Origin of the sequence: Sinorhizobium sp. B11, from assembly GCA_039725955.1 — a bacterium.
GTDB lineage: Bacteria > Pseudomonadota > Alphaproteobacteria > Rhizobiales > Rhizobiaceae > Rhizobium.
In genome coordinates, this window is record CP091035.1 from 308794 (window position 1) to 325914 (window position 17121).

21 protein-coding genes and 1 pseudogene are annotated in these 17121 nt (G+C 58.5%); 11 read left to right on the forward strand and 11 right to left on the reverse strand.

The genetic code is table 11. The annotated features are described in order from the left end of the window. Positions 1 to 11: 11 nt before the first annotated feature. Positions 12 to 479, reverse strand: a complete 468-nt coding sequence (locus tag LVY75_34615; GenBank protein ID XAZ25933.1) for a ProQ/FinO family protein — start codon at positions 477 to 479, stop codon at positions 12 to 14. A gap of 244 nt (positions 480 to 723) precedes the next feature. On the opposite strand from LVY75_34615, the gene LVY75_34620 reads away from it, so the two are divergent. Then, positions 724 to 954: a hypothetical protein gene (locus LVY75_34620; GenBank protein ID XAZ25934.1), complete on the forward strand. Its 231-nt coding sequence runs from the start codon at positions 724 to 726 to the stop codon at positions 952 to 954. Positions 955 to 1353: 399 nt separating this feature from the next. On the opposite strand, the pseudogene LVY75_34625 reads toward LVY75_34620, so the two are convergent. From LVY75_34625 to LVY75_34635, 3 genes and pseudogenes are all read right to left on the reverse strand, one after another. Continuing rightward, a pseudogene (locus LVY75_34625) lies at positions 1354 to 4021 on the reverse strand (EAL domain-containing protein). Between the two features lie 80 nt (positions 4022 to 4101). Next, positions 4102 to 5112, reverse strand: a complete 1011-nt coding sequence (locus LVY75_34630) for a FecR domain-containing protein (protein ID XAZ25935.1) — start codon at positions 5110 to 5112, stop codon at positions 4102 to 4104. Positions 5113 to 5234: 122 nt separating this feature from the next. Continuing rightward, complete coding sequence (locus LVY75_34635) at positions 5235 to 5603, reverse strand: response regulator (protein XAZ25936.1); 369 nt, start codon at positions 5601 to 5603, stop codon at positions 5235 to 5237. Positions 5604 to 6096: 493 nt separating this feature from the next. Between LVY75_34635 and LVY75_34640 the strand changes: the two genes are divergently transcribed. Next, positions 6097 to 6333, forward strand: coding sequence for a hypothetical protein (locus LVY75_34640; GenBank protein XAZ25937.1), 237 nt, complete (start codon positions 6097 to 6099; stop codon positions 6331 to 6333). A 483-nt stretch (positions 6334 to 6816) separates the two neighbouring features. On the opposite strand, the gene LVY75_34645 is transcribed toward LVY75_34640, so the two are convergent. From LVY75_34645 to LVY75_34660, 4 genes are all read right to left on the reverse strand, one after another. Further along, the gene (locus LVY75_34645) at positions 6817 to 7809 is read right to left on the reverse strand and encodes a DUF3618 domain-containing protein (protein XAZ25938.1); all 993 of its coding nucleotides are present in this window, start codon (positions 7807 to 7809) and stop codon (positions 6817 to 6819) included. After that, positions 7809 to 8225, reverse strand: a complete 417-nt coding sequence (locus tag LVY75_34650) for a phage holin family protein (GenBank protein ID XAZ25939.1) — start codon at positions 8223 to 8225, stop codon at positions 7809 to 7811. Before LVY75_34650 ends, LVY75_34645 begins: the two co-directional genes overlap by 1 nt. Further along, on the reverse strand, positions 8218 to 8577 hold the full coding sequence (locus LVY75_34655; GenBank protein XAZ25940.1) for a nutrient deprivation-induced protein: 360 nt from the start codon (positions 8575 to 8577) through the stop codon (positions 8218 to 8220). The genes LVY75_34650 and LVY75_34655 overlap by 8 nt, the downstream gene beginning before the upstream one ends. Positions 8578 to 9747: 1170 nt before the next feature. Next, entirely contained in the window at positions 9748 to 10110 is a 363-nt protein-coding gene (locus tag LVY75_34660; GenBank protein ID XAZ26379.1) for a hypothetical protein, read from the reverse strand. Positions 10111 to 10255: 145 nt separating this feature from the next. Here LVY75_34660 and LVY75_34665 point away from each other — a divergent pair, with 145 nt between their 5' ends. From LVY75_34665 to LVY75_34690, 6 genes are all read left to right on the forward strand, one after another. After that, positions 10256 to 10753: a DUF4142 domain-containing protein gene (locus LVY75_34665; protein XAZ25941.1), complete on the forward strand. Its 498-nt coding sequence runs from the start codon at positions 10256 to 10258 to the stop codon at positions 10751 to 10753. Positions 10754 to 10978: 225 nt separating this feature from the next. Beyond that, positions 10979 to 11179: a hypothetical protein gene (locus LVY75_34670; protein ID XAZ25942.1), complete on the forward strand. Its 201-nt coding sequence runs from the start codon at positions 10979 to 10981 to the stop codon at positions 11177 to 11179. A 187-nt stretch (positions 11180 to 11366) separates the two neighbouring features. Then, the gene (locus tag LVY75_34675) at positions 11367 to 11681 is read left to right on the forward strand and encodes a hypothetical protein (protein ID XAZ25943.1); all 315 of its coding nucleotides are present in this window, start codon (positions 11367 to 11369) and stop codon (positions 11679 to 11681) included. A 500-nt stretch (positions 11682 to 12181) separates the two neighbouring features. Beyond that, positions 12182 to 12367, forward strand: coding sequence for a hypothetical protein (locus LVY75_34680; GenBank protein XAZ25944.1), 186 nt, complete (start codon positions 12182 to 12184; stop codon positions 12365 to 12367). Between the two features lie 265 nt (positions 12368 to 12632). Then, complete coding sequence (locus tag LVY75_34685; GenBank protein XAZ25945.1) at positions 12633 to 12992, forward strand: hypothetical protein; 360 nt, start codon at positions 12633 to 12635, stop codon at positions 12990 to 12992. A 216-nt stretch (positions 12993 to 13208) separates the two neighbouring features. After that, complete coding sequence (locus LVY75_34690) at positions 13209 to 13451, forward strand: hypothetical protein (GenBank protein ID XAZ25946.1); 243 nt, start codon at positions 13209 to 13211, stop codon at positions 13449 to 13451. A gap of 256 nt (positions 13452 to 13707) precedes the next feature. Here LVY75_34690 and LVY75_34695 read toward each other — a convergent pair whose 3' ends face one another. Then, entirely contained in the window at positions 13708 to 14757 is a 1050-nt protein-coding gene (locus LVY75_34695) for a PAS domain-containing protein (protein ID XAZ26380.1), read from the reverse strand. 189 nt (positions 14758 to 14946) lie between these two features. Here LVY75_34695 and LVY75_34700 point away from each other — a divergent pair, with 189 nt between their 5' ends. Beyond that, on the forward strand, positions 14947 to 15177 hold the full coding sequence (locus LVY75_34700) for a hypothetical protein (protein ID XAZ25947.1): 231 nt from the start codon (positions 14947 to 14949) through the stop codon (positions 15175 to 15177). 221 nt (positions 15178 to 15398) lie between these two features. Then, the gene (locus LVY75_34705) at positions 15399 to 15641 is read left to right on the forward strand and encodes a hypothetical protein (protein XAZ25948.1); all 243 of its coding nucleotides are present in this window, start codon (positions 15399 to 15401) and stop codon (positions 15639 to 15641) included. 314 nt (positions 15642 to 15955) lie between these two features. Here the strand turns inward: LVY75_34705 and LVY75_34710 are convergent, their stop codons facing one another. Together LVY75_34710 and LVY75_34715 are read right to left on the reverse strand one after the other, a co-directional pair. After that, positions 15956 to 16186, reverse strand: a complete 231-nt coding sequence (locus LVY75_34710; protein XAZ25949.1) for a hypothetical protein — start codon at positions 16184 to 16186, stop codon at positions 15956 to 15958. A gap of 95 nt (positions 16187 to 16281) precedes the next feature. Next, positions 16282 to 16473 (reverse strand): CsbD family protein, encoded by a 192-nt coding sequence (locus LVY75_34715; GenBank protein XAZ26381.1) that lies wholly within the window; start codon positions 16471 to 16473, stop codon positions 16282 to 16284. Between the two features lie 248 nt (positions 16474 to 16721). Between LVY75_34715 and LVY75_34720 the strand changes: the two genes are divergently transcribed. Continuing rightward, on the forward strand, positions 16722 to 17081 hold the full coding sequence (locus LVY75_34720) for a response regulator (protein ID XAZ25950.1): 360 nt from the start codon (positions 16722 to 16724) through the stop codon (positions 17079 to 17081). Positions 17082 to 17121 lie beyond the last annotated feature (40 nt).

Below are 17121 nucleotides of genomic sequence, written 5' to 3' on the forward strand. Positions count from 1 at the left end.
TTGGCGGCCGCCTATCTCGAGGGCGAAGATCGACGCTTAAGAAGGGCGGCCCTGATAAGCTCGTTCTTGGTGGGTTTTGGGGGCGCAGAGTCTGGCGTTTTCTCGACTGCAAGCCCGTTCTGTTTCATCTCGAGAAAGCGGCGTTGCGCTTCTAGGCGATCAGCCTCGGACACTGCTTCAACGACGGCGCCTTCCAGATCGTGTCGCATCGCGTCGGGCTGGGCGCTTGCAAAATAGTAGCGCTTAAGCCGGACATAGACTGCGGTTGCCCGTCTCAGCTTCGTCACCCCAACCTCTGGCCTTAGTAGAGGCCGGATGTCCTCGAAGATACCCCGCGCAAAGGGTCGAATGGGATCACCAGCCTTCTGCGGCAAAACGTTGATCGGTCGAACGAGAAGCGCGTTGATCGCCGCCGCTTTATCGACATCACGCTGCGTAGCGGCAATCGGGCTACAGCTTTCGGTCCAGCGCCGTGTCATTGGTTCCCCCGTCATTTAGGTCCTCGCTCGCTTGTCACAGGAATTTAACGAACCGATGAAAATTGGCACGCTCGTATTCTGGAGACAGCTTTTTTTCTTCATGGAGCGCCCACCGTACGCCAGCGGACAAATGCTGGCTCGCGACCCGAATCGTGGTCTCCTCTCGACAGAGGTCGAACCATCATCTCGGCCTCTCTCACACCCTGGATCGCTTTTGGCCGATCAATAAATGAGGACCGATAAAATGATTGGGTTGGAACCCGGCGCCTATTACTGGGCTGTCGCCAGACAACCGGAGGCGCGACCAGTTGTCGTTCAGGTTTCGACCGTCTTTGGCGAGGATCGCGAATATTGGACGCTGGCATTGGTCGGATCAGACCAACACAAGATGCCCGAGGAATTTTCGATCCTTGCGCGCATAGAGGAATGTCAGGCCACAAGGTCCCGGTCCACTGCGAAAGCGGCCGCGCCTTGAAGAGGATCGAACGCGGTAAGCCTGCTCGACAGGTGGATCGGCCTCGTCCCAGCAATAGATCTCGGAGCGAAGATATGCAGCTGCTCTTCGAGCCTCGCTTCTGCAAGATCGACCACCAGGCCTTCGGCTTCTGTCATTGCCACCGGCTAAACGGTAGCCGCGTGCCTTGAGCTGATCCTTGAACTGTTCGCTAGCTCGCAGCCGAGACTTCGCGAAAGGCATGCCCTTGAGTCAGCTAGGCCATTTTGACGAGTATTAGCCTTCAGATCAGCGTTCTTGACGCATGGCGTGAGCCAGTGGCAGGCGGTGCTACCAACTGGTCACGCGCAGCCATAGTTCACGTGCACGTTTACCAGTTCGCGACATTTCGAAGCGTGGTTTCGTCCGGCCTGAGCAGCTTCAGGCTGAAACCTGTGACGCAACAGTCAGACCGTACTGCCTCAGCATTTGATCTGAAAATTGCGGTTTTGCAAAGAAATAGCCCTGCCCTGTTTTACATCCGAGCTGACGAAGCACATCAAGCTCATTCTTTCCTTCAATTCCTTCGGCGATGATATCCAGACCCAAGCCATGCGCCATCGACATGATCGCCTTGACGATTTCCATGACGCCAGCCTCACCTGTCATTCTACGCACAAAGGACTGATCGATCTTCAGCTTGTCGAGCGGCAGGTCGGCGAGATAGCGCATGGAGGAATAGCCGGTTCCGAAATCGTCAAGCGCGATCCGCACACCGGTCTGCCGGATGGCGGTCATCTTCGTCCTGGAGCGCCCGCCGTCGCCAATAAAGGCTGACTCCGTCAGTTCCACACAGAGGCGCGATGCCGGTAGACCGCTCGATGTCAGTGCCGCCTCGATCTCCGCGGCCATGTCTGATCGTTCGAATTGGATCGATGAGGCGTTGACCGAAATAATTCCGGTCGGCCATCGCGCCGCCTCTGCACAAGCTTCCATCAGAACCCAGCGGCCGATATCGCAGATCAGACCAGACGATTCGGCAATGGGGATGAATTCGACGGGCGATATCGCTCCAAGTTCTGGATGCTGCCACCGAAGCAGCGCTTCTGCCCCGACGAACTCTCCGCTTGCCAGGTCGACCTGCGATTGGAAGAGCAAGAAAAAACTCTTGTTTCCTCAGCGCATCGCGCATCTCGATCTCCAACCGGCGTGAACGCAGCTGTCGCAAGGCGGTTGCCGGATCAAATTCGGACCAGCGACCGGCTGCTTGCTTCGTTGCGTGCAGCGCGGATTCTGCTGCATGCAAAGCCGCCACCGGATCGTCGGCGATCGATCGGGCCAGCCCGAGCCGGACCGCAACCGTCAGGGACAAGGCGCCAAGTACGATCGCTTCTTCGAACAGGCCGAGAACGCATTCGACCTGCGCGGCCGGTGTCTCCGTTCCTGCAAGAAAAACGGCAAAGAGATCGCCATCGATCCGCGCCAGCGGAGCCTCCCGGAAGGTTGACGCAAGCCTGGAAGCAACTGCGTTTAGAAGGGCATCACCAACATCGCGCCCAAGGGTTGCGCAGATCGTCGAGAAGCGTTCGACGTCAATGACCGCAATAGTTCCGTCAGCACCTGTCAGGCGCGCCAGAAATTCGCGACGGTTCAGGAGCCCCGTCAGCTCGTCGCGCTCAGCGAGCCTCTTCAGATTATCTTCGTAGCGCTTCCTGGCGGTGATCTCGCGAATGATTGCGCATCCGGCAAAGGACGATGCTGGCTTCGCAGGAGACACGTCGAGGGGAGAAACGGTTATCGAAGCCTCGAAAAATGCGTCTCCATCGCCCGCTTGTCGGCGAAATTCGACGCCCACGGATTGGACCTTGTCTGGCTCTTTGTCGCGCCGCAGAAGCAAATCTCCAAGCGCGGCGGCCGTGACCGGATCGAGGCTGTCAGGAAGAAACGCGTGTTTCTCTATGCCGAGGCTTGACTTCGCAGATTGGTTGATTTCCACAACCCTAAGCGCGCTGTCGAAAGCGATAACGCCGTCCGAACTGCCGACAATGATGGACCGCATCAGCCATCGGGCATTCCTGCTTTCGCTGCTTGCCAGCAGGGCAAGCATCTGGCTGAGGTCGACCCGCTCGTTGAGGGCCAGCACCCAAGCCAGCCCGACAAGTACCCAGCACTCTGCCGTCCCCACGAGCAACCCGGCATCGGCCTGGAGGCGGAAGGCCACCACTTCGGTTAAAACGAGCACGATACCGGCGAGGCCTGTGATGACGATCATGGACGTAAAACGCGTCTTCAAGATAACGACGATCAAAACCGCCGCGAGCAGAAGCTCCAAAGGCATTGCGTCAGGATGCGTCAGGATCCGGTTCTGCAGCAGCGTTTCGGCAGCGAGAACATGAATGAGCGGACCGGGAAGCGTCCCGTAAACCGGTACGGAGAAAAAATCCTTGAGTTCGGCGGCAGAAGCGCCAACGATGACGGCTCGCCCTTTGAGCTGCGCTGCCGCGACCCTGCCATTCAGGACGTCCGAAAGAGAGTAGCTCGGAATGGTATCAGGTGCGATCGAATAATCGATCGGCAGGGTTCCGGACGTTTCTGAGCGACCCGCCAAAGCGACAGCGCCTGATGAAGTCGGACTGCCGTCCAGCTCCCCGCCGAGGTCGAACCTACGGACCGAGCCATCGGCATCAAGGTAAACGTTGGCGAGTACGGGCCACGCGGCCTGAAGGAAATCGGGGATCGGCTCGGAGAAAGTCGTCTGCGCTGAGCCCGCTGCGAGCTGCTGGCGGAACACCGGCAATAGGACCCCGCCCGCATTGGAGACCGCCAATGCGAGGGCCTGATCCTCCTCCCCGTCCGAGGGGGTGGAGAAGTCGATGTCCAAGAAGATGTCTTTCGCCTCAGCAGCGGCCAAGTTGTCGAGCAGCCTTGCATAGGTGCTTCGCGGCCAAGGCCAGATGCCGACTGCGTCCAGACTGCGCTTATCGATAGCAATGAAGACGATCTTTCCGCTCGCGTGACGCGGTGCCCAGCGAAAACGCTCGGCAATGACATTGTCATTGATCTGTTTAAGCGGCGTGATGCTGGGAGCGGCCACCGGCAGGGCCAGCATCATAAGAACGACGGCGGCCCGCAAGACCGACGTACCGGAGATAGGCAAGACGTTTGGCCACCGCACGCACGCGACCGCTCTCACTTGTTCTTGCCCTGCCCGTTTCCGTTGACGTTGTTTCCCTTTCCACTGTTGCCGCCGCCCTGGCCGTGCCCATTGTTGCCGCTGCCGTTATTGCCGCTCGCTCCCTTGCCGCCGTTGGCTTGGCCGCCGCTATTGCCGTTGCCGGAGTTGCCGCCGCTGCCGCCGCTATGTCCGTTGCCATGGCCGGAATTGCCGCTGCCATTGCCATGACCGCTGCCATTGCCGCCGCTATTGCTTTTGCCGCCTCCATTCCCGCTGCCGGAACTGCGGCCCTCATTTCCGCTGCCACGACTATCACCTTTACCCTTGCCATTGCTGGCGGAGGCCTCGGACGTCGCATCCGCGCTGGACACGCTGCTCTTTGCCTCCTTTGCCGCCTTACCGGAGAGCTTTGCAGCTCCGACAGCTGGGACAGGGGCGACAGACGGTGCAACCGAAGTCACTGACGGAGCGGAAGCCTGACCCGCTACCGTCATACCGCGTGCTCTGTCGACTGTGGCACTCTGGCGAGGCCCGACGTTCGATCGCTGGCCGCTGGCAAAAGACGTGACCTGCACAAGCCCTCGATCCACGGATACCGAAGCCTTCGTCTTGCCAACGCTGACATGGAATATTGTTCCCTTTACCAAGGCCGCAAGAAAGGGGGTTTGCACCGTGGTATGAGGCTGGCTGCGCTTTTCAATCTCCAGATCCAGCGCGCCAACCTGCTGGACGATCTGTGTCTTTCTGGAGAAGAAGCCTGAGGTCGTGGTGATCGAAGCCATCGTGCCCGGTTGGAAACCTATGCTTTCAACGCCACGGACGAGCTGCGCGCGGCCCCGAGGCCCCGTCAATATCCACGCCGCGTTGGGAACGGCGTCGCCAGCATGCAGATCGACCCAGGTCGCGCGGTCGAGCGTGTACCTCACTTGGCCCGAAGTTTTGGCGACACGCCAATCCTCGTCCGCCGCGATCGCTGCAACAGGCACAAAAAAAACGAGGATCAAGAAACGAAGGATTGCCAGCATGTTGCTCCCCATGAATTTAGGGGAAATAGACCATGGCGGTATTGACGAAAGATTATGAAGTATTGCGGGATTTCGCCGTTTCCATGTTCTGTACGGTAGCGGACAAGATGCTCAAGAAATCTTTATTTAAATCTTGGATTTGATCGCGACTGCCGCGAGGCAGCCGCATCGCTCAAGGCTTTCGCGATCGCGCTCGGATCCGGCGATTTCGTCACGACGGATATGCGAAGGTCGGTTGGAATCAGTTCCGGATTACCGGTTAGGAAGACCACACCAATACCGTAGCGGCTCACTAGCTCCTGCGCAATTTGTGGACCCGACAAGCCGTCGGCGAGGCGGACATCAACGACCGCGATATCCGCATCACCCGCCATCTGAATGGCCTCGGCTGCGTTTTTCGCAAGTCCAATCACGTCGAACCCGAGCTTAAGCGCAACGTCCTCGATCACAGCGGCAATTTCGAGCTCATCCTCGACGATCAGCACGCGCATCCTAGACACCTCGCTTTGATCTTGAAAACGCAGAACGGATCCGAGGGTTCTGCGGAAGACTGATCTTATCGTCATCATTGCCGGGCAATCGACGAAATCGTGTGCGCCGTGCCATGCAACGGGGGTTCCCCTTTGCTACAAAAAGGCACAACAGTGATACTGGTCATGCCCATGACGGTGTTTCCCGGTTCGTTTCCTCTAAATGCTGCTAAGGCCTGTCGCCTGACACCTGGTGCTTTCTGTGCGATCGAAGAGGGATTGGGCAACGCGAGACGATCCCGCCAGTGCATTCGGTTGGAGGTAGCGTGTTGACGCGCCTCGCCCAGCGCCCAATAAAGGCCCAATCCAGTATCGTGAACAGCGCCCCCACCGTTGTCGCAATCTCGACTGCCCATAGAAAACGGATGCCGGGTGTCTGCGACACGCGGTGAGTCCCCGCAAAGCGGACGGAACCAGTTAAGGTGTCTGCCGTTTTTCAGGCAAGGAGCAGAAAATGCTGTTTTTCTTCAATATTCGATCAAAAGACATCGAGGATGTTGACCAAGATGGCATGGACCTACCCTCGCTCGAGGCCGCACGATCGGAAGCGCGCCGCTCGGCCAGAGAAATGGTAGCCGAAATGATACTGCAGGAAGAACACATTGACGGCATGCGCTTCGAGATCACGGACGAAGCCGGTAGGCTCGTCGCTACGATCCGGTTCCGGGACGTCATCCGACTATCGGGATAATTTCTAGCCCAACGCGCCTGCGCCCGCCGGGCTAGGGCGAGCCACTTCCGCCGGCTGGGCCCATCGGCGTGTCGGAGCCGAAAGTCTCGTCTCGAGCTTCTCCATCGTTGCCCCTCCGCTGACTTTCAGTGGGTCCAGATGGGGCTGGGCGCAACGCCATTGACACGGATGAGCGGCCGATCCTCTTTCGCTTTGTCTTCATCGGATCGGCTGGCCTCAGGGGTTTCAGAAGTTCATCTGAGGCGCGTAAAAGCAACGCACCACATCTTCATTGGGAAAGAGGCAGAGGTGATAGAAGCCATCCACAGCATGTCGGCGCCCACAGCTGGCGGCCTCTTCGCGCCAGTTAAGATTCGCAATTTGCCGCGTGGACTGCCCGGTGCCAGTGAGGCAATTGCACATGTCCGCGCGAAGAAGAGCGTGCCAGGGATGAGCGTGCTGACGCGCGAACCGGAAAATCGCGCTTCAGCAGCCTGCCGCAGCCTATCGAGCGGCATCCTTGTTTTTCAGAGCATTGATCTCCTCGCCGAGGCGGTCCTTTGCGGCATCATGAACGTCAGCCGTCAGCGACACAGCTTTGTCGACCACATCCGAAGCAACCTCTTTGCCCCTGTCCACGGCTTGATCGATCTGGGTCGCAGCTTTCGCCTTGATTGCGTCTGCGGCCTCGCCGAGAACCTCATCCTCCTGCTGTGAATGTGGGAGCGCCGCTCCGATTGCGGCACCGACCGCAAATGCCAGAGCGCCACCAACAAGAGGCTGATCGCGGAAGTGGGAGAGGATGGCATCGTTCAACCGGCCCGATTGCTCGCGCAGTGCCGTTCCCGTGGATGTCGCAGTACTCGAAATCGATCCCGCGGCGTCGCCAATCGACTGCGCGGCGCCGCCAACGGCGTCCTTGACGGTGCTCCACGTATCGGATGCCCAGCCGAGAGAGGCATCGAGCATCGAGCCGGCTTCATCGCGAATGGCAGACACTCGTTCGCCAGCGGCATCGGAAAAACCGCGATAGGCCTTTCCGGTCGAATCGAGAAAGTCGCCGGCGCGCCGGCCTGTTTCATCCGTCAATGCCTTGAACCGCTGTCCGGCCTCGTCGGTAAAATGGCTGTAGCGTACCCCGCCAATCTCCTCCGGCGGCCCCACTCGCCTGATCGTTCCGCGGGCGGGATAGAGAGGCAGGTTCTGTCTGTCGACGGCTGCTGGGGTCGGTTGCGATGCCGATCCCTGCTTGGCCACCAGCCAGGCCAGGCTGACGCCCATCAAGGCGACAGGCAAGGGATTGGCCTTAACCGCTTTTCCAAGATTGGTGATGTAGTCGGCGCCGCCACTACCCTTTGCATAGGCGATCACCTCGTCAACAAGCTGTCCGGGCGACATGCGCTCCTGAATCGCGTCGATACGGGCTTCGATCCGTTGGCGATCGGTGTCGATCTCGCGTTGCAGATCGGCCGAAGATTTGTCGGAAGAATGCGCCATTACACTTTCTCCTTAACGATTTCGGCATCGCGACGAAGCGATGCCGTGGTGCGGTCGAGCGTGAGCTCCGTGCCTCGCAAGGCGGCGATGCCCCTGGAGATGAGAAGCCAGGCGACTGCACCGATAACCAAGCCGACGATGACGGCTGCAAGCGCGTTGGCGCTCACCTCACTAATACCGTACCGCGAAAGCACGACTGCCAGCCCGCTTACCAGCGCGCTGAGAAGCACGCCGACGGCACCAATAGCCAGAACGAGACCGATCATCAGGAACTCGACGCCACTCAGGGCCTTCTTGACCTTCTCGGAGACCTCGGTCTTTGCCAGATCGATTTCCTTTCGCAGCAGTCCCGTGACATCGGAGAGAAGACCGCCAATCAATTCTGATAGCGGCGTATTCTCATTTGCCTTAGCCATTGTTGCTTCCTCCTGATTGACCGGATGCAGTCGGCGTCCTCGACCGTTTCGCCGAGGCGGTTAGAAACCGGCTTGCGACGAGACCGACCAAGGCTGCAGCGCCTAGAAAGGCGACCGGTTCTCTTCGACCGAAATCTTCCGCCATGCCGGCGATCTCGCCGAGATCCCGTCCTTCCATGTCGGTGGCGATTGCCTGAATGTCGCGACCGATACGCTTGGCAAAATGCCCGACATCGCGTTGATCGCCGCTTTCCAACTCGTTGCCAACTTTCTCGAGCGCACTTGCGATGCCTCCGACCTGCCGTGCTGCAAAGTTCTTCTGATCGACGACCGTCTCCTCGACTTTGCCCATAACGGTCGCCTTGCTTTCTGAGACAGCGTCCCTCGCCTGGTTCAGATCTTCAGATACTTTCTGTTTCAGATCGTTGAGCGTCGGCGCCGGCTGTGTGGAGCCTGGCGCATCAGGGCCTCCCGTGGTGCTACGGGTTGTTGGATGATCCTGCGGAGATTTGACATCTTCCGGCATGGTCTTGCTCCCTTTTGTCTGCTGTTTGGATGTCTACCAACCTCGATCGGACAGGATTGTTCCGGCTTTTCCCGTTTGCGCGGGACCGGTGACGAATGTTGTGCCGCCGTGCGTCGACCGATCCAGGGAATGCTGAAGAGACCATCTAGCGGCTCCAGAACCTCAAAGGTCTCGACTTGGTGGCAAAATCCTTGTCGGCGGGGACCTGCCACGCTGTGCGATTTTGTCCAAAACCGATCTCGAGAGGCATTCACCTCCCCGCCACAGTTCGCCACACCACATTGTGTGGAAACCTTTTGCGCGCGCCAGCGCTTAGCACCCGTGCCTCGGCCGCGATGGCATTCCTCAGCGGCCACAAAGCAGCAGATCAATGAGGAACCCCTTATGAGTAAGACCGACTGGCCGAAAGAACCGCTGACGAATGAGATACTGCAGCAACTGGACCGCATCCTCGAAGATTGGTGTACTGAACATGATTGCGGTACGTCGAGTGATCGTGGACAGGCAGCAGCGAGGGCATTAACTGGTTTGAGTTCGGCGTTCGCGATAACGCCGAACTGTCCAAGCTTTTGCGAGAGGAGAGGCTGTAGCCAACGATAAAGCCAAGCTCAGGGGCTCGCTCTGCTTCACCTACCCGCCTTGGCCATTCGCTGCACTTCGCGTCGCAATCACGGCAAAAGCCATCCCGCAGAGAACTGCTCTCGCGTCTAGACCAGCCCGAGTGCTTCCCGCTCCGCTGCACGCAGAGAACGGCTTTCGCGATCTGCGCAGTCCGAACGCCGCTTTCCGAAGCGCACGGCCGGAGGTGGCCAATCCCTTATGACCCGGCCACCATGCAAACGCCCGGGCGGAACCTCGTTCTCCGGGGCCACTGGAAATAGCGGTCAGCAGCGGCGGCCGGCGACCTTCAAGCAGCGGAGTGCAGGCTGCCACGTTCCGAATTCGCCACCTTGGAGCACCTGCTGTCCCGCGATCAGTTTATCATGAAACTCCCCGTCAACGAACCTTCTCGGTCCCGCTCGGTGTTGTCACCATTGTCGGGCCGCCGCCATTTCCCGTGGGGGTGGGGTCGCGGTCGCTGGCCTGCGGTGGCCTGGCTGCGCCGACTGCTGGGTTGTCGTCAAAGGCGTTGGGGCCACTCGGCTGGGAATTGATAGGATCAGGTTTTGTCGAGGCGGTTGCCTGTGGATCCTTATCTATGCTTTCGCCCCAGAACTCCGAGACGCTCCAAGCTACAGCCGCAAGGGCAAGGGCGCTCACGAGCACGACGAGAACCGGACGGCCTCGATGACCCTGTCTTACCTGTGTTGCACTTTCGGTAATCTGCTCTGCGTCTTTCTGTCGTTCGCCCGAATCCATCACGTGGTCTCCTTGCTTGATGACCTCCTTCAACCCCCGTCGCTCCTGCATGTTCCCCGCTCAACCGCATCGACCTTCATGCGACAGGTCGGGAACTTCTTGCCCGCCCCCATGTTGGCGACGGGTCCCATTGATTGAGAGCACCATGAAGATCTTATTCGCTTCGACACTGATCATCATCTCGGCTATCCCGGTAATGGCTGCCGACGAGGCAGCGACCGAGCAAGCCGCCGATTTCGCCACGAAGGCTGCGCTTTCGAACCAGTTCGACATCGAAGCTGCCAAGATCGAGATCGCCAAAGGCAAGGCCACCGACGCCAGGCAGTTCGCTCAGGACATGCTGGTGGATCATGGCAAAGCCGGGCCATTGTTAGCCGAGGCAGCTAAAAAGGACGGCATTGCGCTACCGTCGGAACTCGATAGCGAACATCGCCAGAAAATCGAAGCTCTGCAAAGTGCCGATCCGGAGAACCTGGATCAGGCCTATCTGTCGACACAGGTCACGGCCCACCAGCAGGCGGTAGAACTCTTCGATCGCTTCTCAAAAGACGGGCCGGATGGCGAGCTCAAGAAAACCGCGAGCAAGATCTTGCCAGACCTTCACATGCATCTGACGCGCGTTGAGGCTATTGCCTCGAAATAGTCAACGCGCCCCGAACGAGGGATCGAGAAGCCTTCGTATCGCCGGAGGCGGACTAAAAAGCGGATGATCGGGCTTCGGGTCCGCGCCGGTCGAGAAAACTGCCAGCGACCTTTCCATAAGATGCCCTTTGTCATAAGATGTGATCATCACCAGCAAACTTATCGTTGGCGCTGATGACTGAGTGTTCATACGTGCACCCGCTGACCGAACAGGATGGGGTGCCTCGTGCTTGCTGAACATTTACCCTCTGCATTCCAGACCTTGCATCAGCATGCGAGACGCTACGCGAAGACGGAGGCTGATGCTGCTCGTCTTGCAGAGCGTGCGCTACAAACACTTGCAAACGATCCGACCCTTCTGGATGACCCCGATTTCGAGAAAGTATTGTTTGCTCTCGTTCAACGAATTGCCCAGCAACGTGAATGATTTCGCATGTCACCGGGCGCACGCACGTCGGTTGATGGCAGGGCAGATGGTGACTTCGAGGATCAGCCGCATCGACACGCTGGTTCACGCGCCGATGATCTGATGCCAGACGGTGACAGCTTAACCAGCCGTTCACAGACGTTCGCGTATTTCTCGGTTCGCAAAGCTCGCAACTTTGCAGGAGTCGATGAAAAAGGATCGTGCCGGCAGCGCGATCCTTTTTCGTAAATTACCTGTTCAAATAACTCGTCCCATGGATCTCTCTCCCCCTCCCGCTTTCGCAGATCTGGCCGGCATTGCAGAGATCCACTGCCAAGACGAGGAGAATGCAGCTCGATCCGCCCGTGTCGCTTCCGAGCTTATTTCAGAGAACCCCGCGTTGATCATAGGCGATGACATCATGCTTTCCATCGAGGAATTTATCAGCTACCTCGCACAAGAGAAGAAGCGTTCAGAGCTTGCGACCTGGCGCGCCTCTCGCCCGGCAAAAAATCCCTCGTGATTCTTTGATTTTGGAGTGCTTGGGGCAGGGTTAAGCCTGATGGGCAACTTGTCCGGCGGGGTTCGCCCGAACGATAGTCTCGCGCCGGCTCTACCTTAGGACCAGTCGACGCCACACCCAACGGTCGCTGGTGGGCGGGGCCGGCGCTTCGATAATCAGGCGGTACGCATGGCGTTAACCTAGCCAAAACTTTTCATCCGAGAGTGCTGGAAAAGCTTCGCTCGTTCCATAAATCTCTTCTGCTGAAGAGCCCTCAGTTGGAGAGCAGCTGTTCGCCTGACCCTGATACGCTGCTCTTCTGAAAACCCGCCGCAAACCCCGGCGGGTTTTCTTTTCTCGCTATGCCGCCAGCTGCCAGGCTGTCCGTGGACGCGCGATCGTCCGAATAATTGGCGCCCCGATCTTCGCAACTCCGGTCGATTGCAGAGGTGTCGCAGGAGCAGATTGTCGAGAGGGGACGCCCTTGAGAGGACTATGCGCCCGTTCTCGTAGAAGCCCGCATGGCCATTCTTCGCCGTCTGCCCGGCAGTATGGGTTTGAGCCGCATCGAACCCATGAAGCTGTGGCAAGGGGCATCACGTCACAGCAACGGCACCATATTCTTCGCGGCCTTTTGCAAGGTGCTAGGCAGCAAGGTTCCAAAAGCAATGGAAGTCATCGGCTTTTTGCTGATGCGTCGACCGTAGCGACGCTCTCGGCCATTCTAGCCTAGCCGATGTTCCGAGCGGGCCGGTGCGATGACCAGTGGTAGATCTCTTGATCGGCAAAGCCAGCTGCAATTAGCTCAGGAGCGCAATACTTCGTGTAGCTAGTGAAGCTGGTGTGGCCGCGGTCGCCGTACTGCATTGAAATCTGCCCGGATCGAGCTGCCTTCGAGGTCAATAACAGGCTGCCTGAGATTCAGCTCAACTTGCTCTTTTTGCTTCTGAACTGGTAGTGCAGAATCCCGTAATGATCATTGGCATCGACATCATGCTTTTGCTTGAGGAATTCGTTGATAGATTACAGATGAAGCCACTCCCTAAAAGACGGCTGGAACATTTTTGTTGCTTCCCGGTTAAAAGGTCGGATCGTGCGGCAAGTCACCCAGGCTCTGCGTCCCAGCAGCGTCGCGCGATCCGCTCCCTGTTGTTCCCCCAAAAACTAGCCCGCTTCGGCGGGCGCCTTTTCGCTCACGGTTCGCGTTTGCAAGATATGCCAGTGGTGCTTTCCTCTCAAAAGAGCACAGCGATGAAATTGCTCTGGGCGGGAGCGCAGCCGGGTTGGCTTGTTACTTCCGTCACGAGAACGAGTTTATGCGGCGCTTTGTGACAACGACGTCTTAATAGAGAGGGTGATGATCAGGGGACCGAAAATCGCGCAGATTTTAGGGAACTTTTACTGATGGGTTGCGTTGAGGGCGCGGGAATCAGTGCGCTGTTTCTCGCTTTTCCAGTACGCACTCGACTTGCCCCGCCTCGCGGGGCTTTTTCTCGTAGATGACCAAATCAATGGATCAATATGCCAATTAATGATTATGATAGAGCGTTGTTCAACCGTGTTTGGGCGGCCGGCGTCAAAGCAATCAAAGAAAACCGGATTTCTGCACTTATTCAGGTTGCACTGGAGACGCCAACGTTAGACGAATATCAAAATGCTTTCGGCCAGCGTATGACCGATATGATCAAGGTTGTGCAACTCGGGATCTCGCGGCTCCAGGCCAACGGTCAGATTGGGGAGAAATTCGTTGCCAACCTCCCGCGATCAACGGTTCGCGCCAGCTCGCGATGATGAGGCGATGGCGATAGACATCGTCACTGACGAACAAAATAACGGTTCCTCATCAGCCTGGGGAAAAACTCGCATTTTTTCAGTCGATGCACCCTGATATTGCGATCGCGGGGCCGTTTCCCGATTCAGGTTGCGCATGCACGGGGGTCGCGATGGACCGTTGCCACGAAGTCCCGAGGTTCAGCTGTTTTTTCACCGCCAGGTCCATAGTGGCGGCACGAAGGTGGCGGTCGAAGGCAGGGCGTCATCTGGCTGCTCAGGGAAGACGCCTGAGACTGCCGGCGATCCTTTCCAAAGACGGAAGTTCAATCGTCAGGCGCAGTCCGTCTGGGCTCCATTGCCGTCTAATCTTGCCCCCGAGCTGGTTTTCGATGACAGCGGCAAGTAAAATATTGCCAAACCCTCGCCCCAACCTCGTCGACGGTACCGGTCGTCCTTCTTCCTTCCAAACCAGCGAAATGCCCTCGCCCACGCAGTTCCAACTAACCCGGAGCGCGCCCCTTTCGAGAGCCAGCGATCCATGAACGGCTGCATTGACCGCCAATTCGTGAATAGCAAGCCCGAGCGGCTGGACGGATGCCGCTGCCACCATCACAGCGGGGCCAAGGACTTCGATCTTTTCCGCGCCGAAGACTTCGGTCTGCGTACGTACGATATCGGCGAGCGGCACCCTTTTCCAACCATTGTCGGCCAGAAGCATGTGAATGCGCGAAAGCGCTTGTATCCGTCGCTGCACGGCCGTGGAATAGACCTTCACATCGTCGGCCTTCGATAGCCGGACGATGCTGTCGACGATGGCTAGAACGTTTTTCGTGCGGTGATCGATCTCCAGCAGGAGGCGGCGTTCGGCTTCTTCGAAAGCCTGCACGCGCCGATAATTTGTGACGTCAACCTGGGACGCGAAGACGAAGGCCAGTTGCCCTTGCTCGTCGCGAAGCGGGCTCAGGTGGAGCTCATTCCAGAAGGGCGTCCCATCCTTTTTGTAGTTGAGAATTTCGACGGTGGCCTCTCTCTCGGCCGTGATCGCATCGCGAATTGCGGCAACTGCCGCGCGCGCAGTTCCTTCCCCCTGGAGGAACCGACAGTTTCGTCCCAGAACCTCCTCCGAAGCATAGCCCGTAAGCTCCAGGAATGCGTCATTAGCGAGAACGAGCGGAAAATCGTCCTGTATGGCGTCTGCAACCACCATCGGCACGCGCGCGCGCCTGAAGGCGAACGCCGACAGTGCCAGCCTGTCGGTGAAGCCCTGTCGGGACGGGGCGGCGGGAAGGTCGCCGCTGATGTGGGACGAATGCGGATCGGACACGCTCACCTCTAGATTTTCTTCAACAGCAAACGTGCCGTCTCGAAAATGGTTTCGGTAGGGGGGCAGGTTGGCACCGGCATCGGGCGACGCCGTCGAATCCGAGAAACCGGAGCGGGCTTGCCTCTCATCAGAGCGAGAGCGGAACCGAGGCGGGCCAGCCGAGTTGTTAATTGCAAAGGAGAACCGACGATGTCGAACAACCCAATCCCCGATTCAGCCAAGTTGCCGCCCAAGTCCCTGATCGAGGACAGTCAGGACGATGAGCTGCCCGAAACCAACGTCGATGATCATCGCGCGCCGCCCGTCAACATGGGCAACAGCCGGCAGAGCAATGACGGCGTCACGCAAGCCGATCCTCAAACGGGCCGCGCCAACGCCAAGGGTCGCATGCCGGCGCCGCAGTTCTCGAACCGAAAGTGACGCCATGGACGACAAGGACCGTTTTTCCGAGCCCGCAGAATTGCAAGCGGACGACACCGGCTCCCGCCGACGGCAAGCGCATTGGCCAAGCCGATGCGCATCGTTCCAAACGCAGCAGCCCCGGGCTTCGCGCTCCGCCGCAGCCGGCCGCATCGGATTAAGGGATCTGGTGGTCGTCTGATTAATCGTCTGAGTAAGCAGATAGCGGACATAAGCCTGTCATGCCCGGAACATCAAGATCAATCAGTATCTTCGCCTTCGATTTGAACGAGTACGGTCAACCCGTTCAGGCCTGGGAAACGGTCAGCGACGGCTCCGAGATTGATGCCATCAAAGAGGCCAAGTCAGTTGCCCGCGCTTATGCGGGGGTCCTCGTCGCGCGCCGCGACGGTATTCCAGCCATCGGCCAGGAAGGAGATCCCGTTATCATCTACCGCACGGGCAAGACGAACGGCTTCGACTGAGGGATGAATAAGGGGCGCGGGCTTTTGCGTGGGACCGCCGCAGACAAGACCCCGGCAACGCCGGAAGCTTTCTCGCCGCCTTCAACGACATCAGCCCGGGGCAACGCCAAATTGCGCGCCATGCCGATGACCATGGGCTCCGCCATGGCAATGTCGGCGGTCGAAGATCTCCCCGATCCTATCCCTCCGTTGCAAGAGAACGTGAAACCTGCCGTCCGCTATGTGTAGGTTCATGGGGCGCGAGCCTCGCGTCGCTTGGCATCAGGCAGCTCGACGCAGCCACTCCTTCAAGCACTCGTGTCAACTCCCTAAGATCAATCCGGCCCCGGCTCGCAACTTTCGTCATTGAGTGAAGGAAGGAACGAAATCACATCTCGTCTGTCACGCTCGGGCAGCGATGCAATGCGCTCGCGCCAGAAAGTCGCGGCCTGTGAAGGGTCGCCATCCCAGTCTCGTGTCGAGGCGAGATTGTCGTCCATGACCGCGATGCGGCGGCCGCCAAGACGCCGATATTCATCGGCAAGCGCTTTCGATTCATTTTCCATTTCATCCTCATGTCAGCATGAGATCGGTGGATTTCAAAAACGATAAAACCCGCCGATGACACGGCGGGTTCTTTTGGTCGACTAGCTCGGCCAGATCAGGCTCGGTCAACGACGTTTTTGACAGCGTCCTTGGCTTTGCCCTTGGCCTGCTGGGCATCGCCTTTTGCTTCCTGCGCCAAGCCTTTGGCCTGCATATCCTCGTCGTTTAAAGCGTCGCCCACGCCCTGGCGGACCTTGCCGGCCACTTCGTTTGCCTTGCCGCCTACCTTGTCAGCTGTGCTGCCCATGTCGAAATCTCCATTGATAACTTGCAACACGGTCGAAACGGCCAATTCCGCAAATCGTTCCTGAGCGATCGCGCCGCGATAAACCGGCGCGCTGGACTGAAGCCCAAGCATGCCAGGAGCAGGTATGGTTGAACCATCGGCCCGTTGTTCACCCTTTTGCCAGACCTCGGTTGCAATCAAGCAAGCGTGATGCGCCTCGACATTCGGCTGGCGACTTCTATCTCATCGGGTCCACTTGGAGGAGTTGCATGCGGGTTCTGATAGTTGAAGACGAGTCCATCATTGCGCTGGAGCTCGAACGCATCGTGGCCGATGCGGGATACCGTCCGATCGGCCCGGTTTCCACGGTCGAACAGGCGCTTGCACAAGCGCCGAGAGCGCATGTGGCGCTGGTCGATCTTGGCCTTGCGGACGGATCGAGCGGCGCCTCGCTTGCTCGTCGTCTGATCGATCGATTTCATATGAAGGTCGTTTTCGTAACCGCAAGTCCAACCGAGGTCGGCAACGGGTTGGCCGGATCGGTGGCGGTCATTGCCAAACCCTTTACGGACGAAAGCATCCGGGCGGGCCTTGCGATGGCTGCGCGTCAAGCCGATCCCGCTCATTGAACCTGCACCGTCCGGAACAATCTTTGTTTCAGCGTGTTTT